Raw genomic sequence first — 12582 nt, forward strand, 5'->3', positions numbered from 1 at the left:
GGGCTTGAGCCCAAGGATGCGGCAATCCTCGCGAAGGCTTTCGCCTTGTAGCCGAAGCCGGCCTAGTAGGCGACCGCCTCGTATGGTCGAATTGGTGGCTCGTCCGATATCCCTGCACGCGTAGTGCCACCGGGCAGACGGCTGCAGGAAGGGCAATCACCGGATCGACCTCGATCGCGGCGACTTGAGAGACCTTGGCCACTAGGTAAGCGGTGCGCCAAGGCACCTTGCAAGATGCCGATGAACATGGAGGTTTCGGGCCATGACATTGGAACATGCAACGGGCGATAAGGTCGCCGAGTTAAGCGGCGCCGCGGCGGCCGAAGGTCTTAAAACGGTGCCCGGGCGCGTGCGGCAACGAAGGCTGTGGAGTTGCACTGAGAAGCGCGCGTTGGTCGACCTGGCGAGCGCGGCGGGGTCGTCGGTGACCGAGGTCGCGGAAGCGTTCGGCGTAGCTCCGTCACAGCTCTATGCGTGGCGCAAGCAGATGGCCGGCGGGGAACTCGATGCCGATCAGGCGATGGCGACCTTCGCGCGCATCGACGTGAGCGATCTGCCGGATGTCGAACGCCCCGTCGCCGATTGCCCGGACCCGGCCGGCAGGATCGTCGTGGCCTTTGCGAGCGGCACGCGATTGCGGATCGACGGGATCGTCGATCCGACAGCACTGCGCATCGTCCTGGCGGAGTTGACCAGGTGATCACGGTGGTGCCGACCGACCGGATTTACCTGTGCTGCGGCGCGACCGACATGCGTCGCGGGATCAACAGCCTGGCGCGGATGGTGCAGCAGGTGCTCGCGCTCGACCCGCACACCGGCGCGATCTTCTGCTTCCGTGGACACAAGGGTCATATCATCAAGATTCTGTCGCATGACGACCAGGGGTTCTGTCTGTTTACAAAGCGGCTGACCGATGGTTGTTTTGCCTGGCCAACCACCAAGGATCAGGTCGCCGTGTCGCTCACCAAGGCGCAGCTTTCGCTGCTTTTGGACGGGATCGATTGGCGCCGGCCGAGCAAGATTTATCGACCGCGTTTGGCTGGCTGATTTTGATGTTTCTTATTGATTTTGTGTTGATTCTTCTTCCGTGACGAGGGTCTTTCGGGTATAGGTTTTGGGTGTCGGAACAAGCTCCCTCAACCGCTGATTTCTTCGCTCGGATCGCCCTTCTGGAGGCGGCCGTTTCTGCCCGTGACATCACCATCGCCGAACGCGATGAGCAGCTTCGAAGAGAGCGCGCCGAGGCCGCACTTCGCATCCAGCGCCTGCAGCTGCGGATCGATCGCTTCAACCGCAAGGCCTTCGGCCGCTCCTCCGAGAAGCTGGGCCAGATGCGGCTCGAACTCGAAGATCTCGAGACCGATTTCGCCGCCAGCGTGCCCGATCTCGAGCTGCCCATCGTTGCTGACACCGACAAGGTCCGGGTGTTGCCGGTGCGTAAGCTCAATCCCAACCTGCCGCGCAAGCGGGCCGTTCGCGAGCCGTCTTGCGCATGTTGCCCGGGCTGCGGCGGCGATCTGCGCGCCATGGGCGAAGATAGCGACGAGATGCTCGATCTGGTTGCCCAGGCCTGGCAGGTGATGGAGACCATTCGACCCAAGTACAGCTGCCGGACCTGCGATAAAATCATCCAGGCGCCGGCGCCAGCCAAGGCCATTGCACGCGGTAAGCTCAGCTATGCCGCGCTCGCCCATATCATGATGGCGAAGTGGGGTTATCATCTGCCCTTCTACCGTCTGGCCCAGATGATGGCCGCCAAGGGCGTCGATATCGAGCGTTCCACGCTTGCGCGCAGCGCCGGCTACGCCGCCGCCTTGCTCGATCCGATCTACAACCGCATCCGCGAGATCGGCCGTACCCGCACCAAGATTCATACCGACGACACGCGGCTTCCGATCCTGGCGCCCGGCAACGGCAAGACCCACAAGGGCGCGCTCTGGGTTTACGTCGCCGACGACCGCAATTCGGGTTCGCAGGAGCCGCCGATCGCCTGGTATCGCGCCACCATGGGCCGCGCCGGCGAGAGCGTGATGACCGAGCTCGCCGGATTTGCCGGCACGCTCCAGGCCGACGGTTTCAGCGGCTATAACCAGCTCTACAAGGGCGGCGCCATTCGAGAAGCTGCGTGCCTGGCCCATCTGCGTCGCAAGATATTCGACGTTCACGACAGCCAGCCGACCGAGCTCAGCACGACGGCGATGGCCGGTATCCAGGCGATCTACCGGATCGAGGAAGAGATACGGGGGCTCCCGCCCGCCGAGCGATTGGCCGCACGACGAATGCGGACCCGACCACTGGTCCGCGCGCTGCGACGACAGCTCATGCGCCAGGGCAACGGTTTGTCGCGCCATGCCGATATCGCGAAGGCCTTCGCCTATGGCACCAGACGATGGCGCGCGTTCAATCGCTTCCTCTACGATGGCCAGCTCGAGCCCGACAACCTGATCGCGGAGCGGGCGATTCGTGGATTTACGGTCGGCAGGCGCAATTGGCTCTTCTCGGGCAGCTTCGCCGCGGCAGAGCGGTCAGCGGTCGTGCTCAGCATCATTGAGACCTGCAAGCTCTGCGGCGTCGATGCCGAAGCCTACATGGCCGACGTCACCGAGCGCATCCAGAATGATTGGCCAGCCTCGCGCTGGGACGAACTGATGCCGTGGAATTGGGTGCGCCGCGAAGAGATGCAGCTCTCCTTGGCGGCATGAGCGCGCTCGATGACATGGCGCTGTCGGACGAGGCGCTCGAGGCCTGGATGGCTGCCAAGACCAACCGCCCGCTGGTGCGGACCATGTCGGCGCTGGATGGCTTCGTAACGGCGGCGGTCACCGGGCCGCGCTACCCGGACCCGCAAGACTGGATGTGCCCGCTCATGGGGTTGCGGCGCGACGTCCTGGCCAAAGGGTCTGCAACCGATCACGCCGTGTTTGCCAGCGTCGCCAGGATCCACAACCGGATCAACGAGACGCTCTTCGACAGACCGCAGGATTATGCGCCCCGATTCGCAACCAAGCCCAGCGGCGGCATCGACCCCCGGCCGTGGTGCCAGGGGTTCTACGCGGCCATGAATCTCAACATCAAAAGCTGGAGACGGCTACTCGACCTCGACAACCCCAACCACGGCCTGCTGCTGCCGATCCTGATCTACTGCGTCGACAAAAGGGGAGGCCCGTCCTCGGCAAGCCCAGGCCGGGGCCCGAGACCGCGCATTTCATCGAACACGAGGCCTACAAAGACATCGCCCTCGTCATCCCCGCCCTACGCGAACTCCACTACGTCACCCGTTATGACGACCCGCAGTGATCGGCGGCGACGCGCCGACTAACGGCTGACCTACCATAGACGCATCACAAGACGATATTGGGAGGTGCCTTGGCGCACCGCTTACGCCACTAGACCGCCAGGACCGGGTGTTTTGCGCGTGAAGGAGTGCCGCTGAGCCTGCCGACGTTCGCCGACCAGGTTGGCGCGGCCACATTCGCGCTCGTGCCCATCCATCGTCGATCGAGCCTCATGTCCTCCTCGCCGACCGCTGGCACGGCGGCGATACAAACGTGCCGGTCCTCGCCAAGGGCAAGGCCGATAATGGCAGGCTGCGGGTCTATGTCAGCGTTCGGCGGTGTCGATCCGCCCGCCGGGCTGTTTCATTATTCGCGCTACCGGCGTGCCGAACATCCACGGGCCTATCTTGGCACCTGGTCCGCGATCCTGCAGGCCGACGCCTATGGCGGCTATGGCGAACGCTACGCGCCGCCGGTACTCGAAGCAGGGCGAATGCGCGCCGCAAACTTGTTCGAGCTCGTCGGGAGCCAAGCTTTGCCACAATCGCCTAAAAGAGGATCATGCGCGTACCAGGGCAATCTTTACGTTAAGGTCGGATTGTACAGGGCTATACTTGCCACAGAAAGCGGCTTGTTCCGCCGTTCCGGCTCCGGTTTCGCCTCTGCGCTTTCAAGGCGCGCCAGAAGCCGGGCCCGCTCTCCCGCAGCCTTTTCCACGCTGGCCTGCTTGACGTGGCCGTAGCCGCGAATGAGAGCCGGGACTGACGCCAAGGCAGCAGCCGCCTCTAACTTCGCTGGCGTCAGGATGCGGGCGATGCGGTCGACATCGGCCTCGTAGCTTGCGAGCAGGCCGCGCTCCGTCCGCCGCTCGGCGGAATAGCCGAACAGATCGAGCGCTGATCCGCGCAGGCCCTTCAGCGACGCAAGCAGGCTGAATGCCTTCATCATCCCCGGCCCGAAACTTGATTTCTTTGGCTTTCCGTCCGCGCCGCGCCGGCCCATGATCGGGGGCGCGAGGTGGAATTCCAGCCGGTCGTATTCCTGGAATTGCGCCGCCAGTTGGCGCTGGAACGATCCGTCCGTGTAGAGGCGGGCGACTTCATACTCGTCCTTGATAGCCATCAGTTTGAAGAGGTTTTTCGCCACGGCCTCAGCGACCGGGGCGGAGCCCGGCAAGACTGCCTGCTCGGCCTTGCGGACGGCCGCGACACGATCGGCGTAACGCTTCGCATAGGCGGCGTTCTGATAGGCGGTCAGGAACTCCACTCGACGCGCGACGATCTCGTCAAGCGTCTGTGTGATACCGGGCTCCGCCGCCTGGCCAGGCCGGCCGAGCATTCCTTTGACGAAATCCGGCTGATGCGCCGCGCGCCGTCCCCAGCGGAAAGCTGCGATATTCATGGCGACCGACTCGCCATTGAGTTCGATGGCGCGTTCGATCGCGTCCGCCGGCAGCGGCAGCCCGCCATGCTGGTAGGCGAAGCCCAGCATGAACATGTTGGCCCCGAGCGAATTGCCGAACAGCTCCGACGCAGTGCGCGTGGCGTCGAAGAAATGCGCCTTGTTTTCGCCGGCAGCCTCGCGAATGGCCTCCTTCAGCCGCTCCACGGGCAGCGAAAAATCGGCCGAGCGCGCGAAGTCGCCCGGCATGATCTCGGCGGTGTTGGCGACGAAAATCGTATGGCCCTCGCGCACCGCCGCCAGCACCTTCTTGTTGCCCGACACGACCAGGTCGCAGCCGAGAACGAGGTCGGCCTTGCCCGCCGAGACGCGGATGGCGTGGATATCCTCAGGGGTTTTTGCGATGCGGACATGTGAAAAGACCGCCCCGCCCTTCTGCGCCAGGCCCGCCATGTCGATCATGCCGCAGCCCTTGCCCTCCAGATGCGCCGCCATGCCGAGGATGGCGCCGACTGTGACGACGCCGGTGCCGCCGACGCCGTCGATGATCGACGACCAGCCGTCGCCATTGAGCGCAAAAAGCTGTGGCTCCAGCACGCCTTCGAGCGGATCGGATTTTCCTGCCATGCCTTCGGCCTTGCGAATCTCGCGCCATGCACGGTGACGAAGGATGGGCAAAAGCCGTTGACGCAGGAGAAATCCTTATTGCAGCTCGACTGGTCAATGCGGCGCTTGCGGCCGAACTCAGTTTCGACGGGTTGGATCGAGGCGCAGTTGGATTGGACGCCGCAATCGCCGCAGCCTTCGCAGACGAGCTCATTGATGATGACGCGCTTGTCGGGTCCGGAAAGGTTCCGCGCTTGCGGCGGCGGCGCTTTTCGGCCGCGCAGGTCTGGTCATAAAGCAGCACGGACACGCCCTTCACCTCGCGCAACTGCCGCTGCACCAGGTCGAGATCATCGCGATGGTGGATGGTGGAACCGGCGGGAAACCCTATCCCGGCGGCGGCATACTTGCGGGGTTCGTCGGTGACGATGGCGATGCGCTCGACGCCCTCGGCGTGCACCTGGCTCGCGATCATGTCGACGGTCAGATTGCCTTCGAGCGGCTGGCCACCAGTCATAGCGACGGCGTCGTTGTAGAAATCTTGTAGGTGATGTTGGCCTCGGTCGACAGCGCGAAGCGGATCGCCAGCGTGCCGGAATGGTTGTAGGTGCCGTCGCCGAGGTTCTGGAAGATGTGGTCGCGCTTCGAGAACGGCGCCTGGCCGACCCATTGCGCGCCTTCGCCGCCCATGGCAGTGAAGCCAAGGGTGTTGCGGTCCATCCACAGCGCCATGAAGTGGCAACCGATGCCGGCTGCGGCGATCGAGCCGTCCGGCACCTTGGTCGAGGAATTGTGCGGGCAGCCGGAGCAGAAGAATGGCGTGCGCGCGCCAATGTCCTTCTTGTCGGCAAGCATCGCCTGGAACTGCTTTAGCCGAGCGACCCGTGCAGAAATCTCCTCCGACGGTCCGATCGTCTCGACGATGCGCTCGCCGAGCGCGATCGCGATATCATTAGGGTCGAGGGAACCCTTGGCCGGGAAAAGCCAGCCGCCGCGCTCGTCCTTCTTGCCAATCACCATGGGCTGCATGGCCGTGTTGTAGAGGCTCTCGCGCAGCTGGACTTCGATCAGCGAGCGCTTCTCCTCGACGACGATCACCTTCTCCAGGCCACGCACGAAATCCGCAATGTGCTCGAAGTCGAGCGGCCACGGGCAGCCTATCTTGAACAGCCGCACGCCGAGCTGGTTGGCGCGGGCTTCGTCGACGCCGATATCCTCCAGCGCCTGGCGTACGTCAAGATAGCTCTTGCCGATGGTGATGATGCCGATCTTCGGATTTCGGCCGCCCGAATAGACGATTCGATTGAGATCATTGGCCTTGATGAAGGCCGCCGCTGCGGCACGCTTGTGTTCGTGCAGACGCGCTTCCTGGCCGAGCTGGTCTAGCTCGTGGCGGATATTCAAACCGCTGGGCGGCATGTCGAACTCGGGGATGATGATGTTCAGCCGGTCAAGCGACGCATCCACCGAAGCCGTCGATTCGATATTGTCCTTGACGCATTTGATCGCCGCCCAGGTACCGGCGAAGCGCGACATGGCGTAGCCGTAAAGGCCGTATTCGATCAGTTCCTGCACGCCCGCCGGATTGAGGATTGGGATCATGGTATCGACGAACACGAACTCGGTGGCGTGCGCGTTGCTGGATGATTCCGCCATGTGGTCGTCGCCCATCAGGGCGAGCACACCGCCATACCTGGACGATCCGGCGAGATTGGCGTGGCGAAAAACGTCGCCGGAGCGGTCGACGCCCGGACCCTTGCCGTACCAGATCGAAAAAACGCCGTCATATTTGCCTTCGCCGAGCAGTTCCGTCTGCTGCGTACCCCAGCAGGCCGTAGCGGCCAGTTCCTCGTTCAGCCCGGGCTGGAAAACGATGCTGGCGTCGGCAAGCTGCCGTTTGGCTTTCCAGAGCTGGAGGTCGAGACCGCCGAGCGGCGAGCCGCGATAGCCCGAAACGAAGCCGGCGGTGTTAAGCCCCGCGCGGCGATCGCGCTCGCGCTGCATGAGGAGCATACGCACGACCGCCTGCGCGCCCGACAGGAAGATGCGCTCCTTGGAAAGGTCGAATTTGTCGTCGAGCGCAACGTCATGAAGCGTCATCTGCAATTCCTTCGACGCGACAGCTCAAATCGGGCGTCCGCTTCAGACAAGTTTTGGCCGGAGTGTTCCGCACACCAGCGCCGCTCGCCCTTTTTGCGATAGTTGAGGTCCGGGGCCGGCAACCCGTGCAGTTCGCGGCATACGCTGTTTGGCTCAAGACCAGAGAGGCTCAACTGCCAGCATCTGGACCAACAACCCTCTGGCCTCCAGATTTCGGAGGTATGACTCATGGTGTCACCACAAGCGGCACTTTACTGCGAGCCCCCGACTATATCGCGTGTCGAGCGGCCGGTGTCGACCGGTGCTCCACCGCGGCAAGCGGATGGCGTGGGTGGCCGCTGAGCCCTCCGGTAAACAGGGACTTGCAGAACGCAGGGGTGAGCTTGCCGCGGTGGATTACGACGTTCTCGTGACCGATCGCAGCCCGGGCGTCCTGCCACTGGCGATTGTGGCCGCGCTGTTCATTGGATTTGACGTGGCAAGCGACGAAGTCGGCGTCATTCAGCGTCGCCAACTGCCCCGCATCTACCGACTCCTTCGTATGGATGTGCACCCACATCGGTTTCGGCATTGCACCATTGCGCAGCGCCTTGGGCTGCAGCCGGATTTCGAACAGCGTCCCTGGCTCCCCCCTCAACGGCTGCGGTGGATCCGCAGGCGTCAACTCCTTGGCCTGCCGCAAGTGTTCAAGGTACTTCTGCGACGGAAATGCGTAGGTCTTCATGCATTCGATCGTAATCGTGGCCTTTTGCTCTTTCAAAGCCTTTGCCAGTCCCTGCGCCTGGCCCAACATTTTCTTGAGCTGTTCTGTGTCTTCGTGCACTTTGGGTACTTGCGAAGGCGAGAGTCGGAGGAGACTAGCATGCTGCTTAAACGCGGCCAGACAGGCCTGCATCTCGGCGGCCTGGGTCTGCAGACTCTCGACCACGGTGTCCACGACGTGTTCGGCGTTCTCGGGTTTCATCTTGCGCGCTTGCGAGACGGCCTTTTGCTGACCAGCCAGATCGAACTTCAGGAGTTCGGCCAACCGTGCCAGCATCTGCTCCGAAGCCGGGGCCTGCCAGATCGCCAAGCGTGCCGCCGCCGACGCACTCGCATCCGGCGCCTCCTCCGCACTCACGAGCTTTTTCGTACCTAGATCGGAAAGCACGACAACCTTGGCTGCTGGCGCCGGGTCGCCGTCGTTTGCAGCGACTTGCGGCTCCGGCTGGCCGGCGGCTGAAGAGCTAGCACCGGCGGCCTGCCTGTCTTTCCCTTTCCCTTTCCCTTTCGCTTTCCGTTTCTTGCCCACTGCAGTGCCTTGGGCCCCTGCAGCCTCGCTGGCAGTGTCGGCCGGTATCGCAGCGCGAGCGTCGGCCGGCGGTGCAATGATGGCTTTGGTCTGCAGTTGTTGTGCCAAGGTTTCGGCGATTGGAGCCGTGCCGGCAGTGCCGGCCGGTTTTGCAGCACCAGCGGCTGCCGGCGATGCAATGATGGCTGGCGACTTCGGCTGCAGTTCCAGGAAGTGCATGACCTCGTGCGCAGTGATCCATGCGTCGTCCACGATCTGGCCCAACAGTTCCAATGGGAGGCCGGCACCTGTTCGGTCATCGCCTAACTTGGCAAGCATGTCGTGCAACGCCAATCCAAATTCCGAAAGCCGTTCCATGACTCCTTCCAGCACGGCGCGGTGCTCTGCGTCGAGTGGGCGCCCTTCGCTGGACATCACAGCGTCGCGGGTCGAGTGGAATGCCGGAAAAACGTCGCTGATGAAGGTCCCCAGCAGACGCACCTTCCGGTCCTCACCTATGAGGATTTCCCTCACGGCTGCTTCGAATGTGCTCGCCAGCGGCTCAATCTTGAGCTGCGCGAGAGCGACCCGCGATTGCAGCACCATGACCTTCAAATTCGCTGCCCAGCCGGTGTGCAGGCGCAGTGCGGCCTGTTCGCCCTCTCGCATCTCGGCCGTTGCGCTCGGTAAGTTGGCAGTGGCGGCGCAGACGGACCGCATCCGTTCGCAGCGCCGCAGCTTCTTTTCCCACCACTCCATGAGGGCCACATAGTGCTTCGCCACACTGGAAACTGCTCGGCTCAGCTGGTCGCGGGGAGTGTTGGATGCGCGCAACTTGTGGAGTACCGCGTCCGCAGCCTCCCTTTTTTCGCGCAAGTCGTGGAGTATATTGGTGGCCAACGTGTTGCATTGCTTCGCCCGATTGAGCGTTTCGTCGCGGAATTCACGCGCCCGATCGTCGGACAGAATGCTACGCGCCACTGCCGGGGCAGGCTTGCGTAGTAGTTCAGAACTGTCGAGCCTGCATTGATGAGCCGATCCATCTGATCTTGCGCCTCCTCCCACGAGTTGTGTCCGCGCAGGGCCGCATCACGGCAACCGTCAAGCTCGTTAAGCAGGCCGAGCATTCGTAGCTTTGCCGCGTTGATTTCTTCGCCTGTCAAAGAAATGGGAACTGCCACACTCGAACTTGCAGGCTGGCTGGCGACCGGCGCCGTAGCTCCGCCCTCGGACGCCGTGGCTCCACCCTCCGAGACTGAGGGAAAATCGCGTTGCCGCGCAATCGCTGCAGGTGGCGCAGCGGCTTCACGTGGCGCAGCAGTCAGGGTTCGATGTTCGCCAACGGAGTGGCCGGAAGACCCGTCGCCCAGGGCATCATCGGCACCGCGCGCGGAGGATGTCCCTCTATCTTGAGCCCCAGAGCGGATCCGCTCGACAACGGATCCGAACAATTGACTGCCTTCCCCAGGAGCAACACTGGATTGCGAGCGCGAACTGCTCGCCCCCAACGTGCTGTCGGCTCCAGCATTCCCTATGCGCGATCTGCCAGATCGACCAATGCCCGTCATATTATGTCTCCGATATTGGCAAGAATGCGCCCATTGTGTTGGGTCTGATGTCGCTCAGCCGTAGTGGATCTGGCCCCTGACCTGCGGGAGCTTGGTGCGCCCTGTACCACTGCTCTTTGCCCTCAGCAGAGACTAGTGTGGGCTTGCTTGCTGCCTTCACCGGCACGGTTGTTCGCCCACTTACGCCGAAAAATGAGCTGCCGCTGGAACCTGCTCCGGCTAAGCGCATCCGGGCAGCCATGTCTGCAAACCTTTGGCTTCTGCGTCCGATCGCCGGGCGGTTACCAAGGTCAGCTTAGCCAAAGTGGGGGTAGTGCACATCGGACGAGCCACCAATTGACCATACATGACGATTCGCACTCCTATGTTTCGCATTGAGTTCAGGCTGGCTTGGCGTGGCAGGTCTAGACCGCCTAGCTGACGATTAGCTGACGAAGGGCTCCTCGGGACGCAAAAACCGACCTGGCTCATGCGTTAGCGATTGGGGTATCTTAGTTGGACGTGAAGGGAGCGCGACGGAAATGTCAGGCGAGGGCTCGGGCCATAACTTCCATTCCGCGATAGCGTTGACGCGATGGAGCGCTTTGAGCCGGCTGCGCGAACAAATTACGGAAGGTCGAGAAGATCGAAGAAGTGCTGCAGGTTTTCCAGCGAACGGAAGCCTTGCTCGTGCGCTTTCGCAGCGGCTCGTGGGAATTCTTGGTCCAATGTTAGGGCCCCTGTGCGCGCGGTGCTCGACATCCGGGATGACCTGCCGTTTTCGTCGCTCTGTAGGAACGCAGTTGTCGGTAATGATGCGCGTTGGTGCCAGGCCTGTTCTTCAGCAGACGATGAGCAGGCGCCTAGCGCCCTTGGTACTGTGGCGATCCTGGACGTTCCCGTCGAGAACATATCAGTCCTGCTCGACAGCCCGCCACAACCCATGAACGTGCGTCTACCCCAGCGCCTCCTCACAAGATCAGCGCGAGAGCCGTGCCCTCCCCTGATGCGGTCGACTGCAGGTTCCCAAATGGCCGAGTTCCCGGTTCGGCCAATACCGGTCATGGTCTAGCTCCGATGCAGGGGAGATACGTTCAGCGTTGTCGGTGATCCTCAGACGCTTGGTCGTCGAGCGCTGCCTGGCCCAAAAAACGCAACCGCCGCTTCTCTTCGTGCCACGTCGATTCCGGCGTGGCGCCCTGCTTGATGTCAACGCTCTCGCGCAAAAAGGATGGCAATGATCCAGTGGACACCGCGTTTAGTTCCCCGAAGCTACGTTGGTGGCCCGCTGAAAAAACTTCGCATCGAAGGCGGGGAGCACAAACGCGCTCAGGCCGGCGGGTCACTGACCGGCAGCGGCTATTGATAGCGCAGTGGCGCAGCCTGGACGCGCCGGAAGCGTAGGACGACCGAATGGATATCCAGGTGATGCGCACGCAGTAGCACCGTAGGTTGGGCGGCCGACGCACGGATCGAAGACGTTTAATATTGGCACAAACAGGCGTCGCGTGCGTGCGATCGGTGACTAAGAGGGAGCGGAGAGCAGGAGTACGGCCACAGCACAGCTGATGGCAGGCGGCAACCGCGTCACCTGTGAAGAGGACCGCACCGACGGTGGGCGCTCAGTCACGGCATGACATGTCCTGGCTTTCTTTGCGCGTTCTTAAGGCGACAACATCATTCGCGTCACTACAACTGCCGCGCTAGAACCGAATGTCCACATCATGACCTTGCCGCGCACGAAGGCCAGATCGTGCACGACCATCTATTTTGAGGTAGCGCCGCATTTTGTTGAGACTCGTCAGCTTCTCGAAAGCTCACGCTCATAGCTTGAGGAGATTGAGCTTGTTACGCGTCGCCGCCAATGGAAACAGATGCCGGAGTAACTGATGGTCGCAGCAATTGGTAGTGGAGGTGGCAACATCGGTGTTTCCTTGGCCCAAAAGGGCCATGGACATTCGAATGGACAGCCGCATCAAGGATCCTCCGGGTCTTCTGGTCAGAGCAGGCCGGTTGGCGGGAGCGAACCGGCGGATCGTCCAACCATTTCTGACCAAGCTGCAGTTCAAAGCGAGTTCGAAAGCACTCTTCGTGCGGTTGCGCTGCAAATTGCGAGCGATGCCATGGATGAAGCGGAGGATGCTATGGCAGAAACTGAAGAGGATGCCTGACGTTGGATGGTCCGCGTCAGGACGTGCGTGCTGTTGCTGACGGCACAGTTTGAACAGAAAGGAAAACAACATGAGTAAAGTAGGTACTGCTACTAGTGCGGCTGGTACTGCCGCCTCAGGTGCTGTAGACGTAGCTACCAAAGCTGCTGGGGCTGCCGCGTTCCAGGCGCAACTCGCGGAGCTAACGGCGGTTAGCTTGGAGGCTACGGCTA

General features: G+C 62.3%; 6 protein-coding genes and 2 pseudogenes. 6 read left to right on the forward strand and 2 right to left on the reverse strand.

Annotation, left to right across the window (positions count from 1 at the left end; genetic code table 11):
- The first annotated feature begins 262 nt into the window (after positions 1-262).
- The 5 genes and pseudogenes from tnpA to AC0V7N_RS38435 form a co-directional block, all read left to right on the forward strand.
- Positions 263-700 carry an IS66-like element accessory protein TnpA gene (gene tnpA, locus AC0V7N_RS38415; RefSeq protein ID WP_496628075.1) on the forward strand — a complete coding sequence of 146 codons (438 nt, stop codon included), beginning with the start codon at positions 263-265 and terminating at the stop codon, positions 698-700.
- Positions 697-1047: an IS66 family insertion sequence element accessory protein TnpB gene (tnpB, locus tag AC0V7N_RS38420; protein ID WP_352608055.1), complete on the forward strand. Its 351-nt coding sequence runs from the start codon at positions 697-699 to the stop codon at positions 1045-1047. Before tnpA ends, tnpB begins: the two co-directional genes overlap by 4 nt.
- Before the next feature lie 71 nt (positions 1048-1118).
- On the forward strand, positions 1119-2702 hold the full coding sequence (gene tnpC / locus AC0V7N_RS38425; protein ID WP_496628153.1) for an IS66 family transposase: 1584 nt from the start codon (positions 1119-1121) through the stop codon (positions 2700-2702).
- Complete coding sequence (locus tag AC0V7N_RS38430) at positions 2699-3319, forward strand: UPF0149 family protein (RefSeq protein ID WP_496628105.1); 621 nt, start codon at positions 2699-2701, stop codon at positions 3317-3319. Before tnpC ends, AC0V7N_RS38430 begins: the two co-directional genes overlap by 4 nt.
- Before the next feature lie 89 nt (positions 3320-3408).
- Positions 3409-3843: pseudogene (locus AC0V7N_RS38435) on the forward strand (IS66 family transposase); the annotation flags it as partial.
- A gap of 14 nt (positions 3844-3857) precedes the next feature.
- On the opposite strand, the pseudogene AC0V7N_RS38440 reads toward AC0V7N_RS38435, so the two are convergent.
- A pseudogene (locus AC0V7N_RS38440) lies at positions 3858-7382 on the reverse strand (indolepyruvate ferredoxin oxidoreductase family protein).
- 268 nt (positions 7383-7650) lie between these two features.
- Positions 7651-9633: a T3SS effector XopP-like protein gene (locus tag AC0V7N_RS38445; RefSeq protein ID WP_496628154.1), complete on the reverse strand. Its 1983-nt coding sequence runs from the start codon at positions 9631-9633 to the stop codon at positions 7651-7653.
- A 2455-nt stretch (positions 9634-12088) separates the two neighbouring features.
- On the opposite strand from AC0V7N_RS38445, the gene AC0V7N_RS38450 reads away from it, so the two are divergent.
- Entirely contained in the window at positions 12089-12370 is a 282-nt protein-coding gene (locus tag AC0V7N_RS38450) for a nodulation protein NopC (RefSeq protein WP_258581033.1), read from the forward strand.
- Positions 12371-12582: the final 212 nt, after the last annotated feature.

It is taken from the genome of Mesorhizobium kamtschaticum (assembly GCF_056174585.1).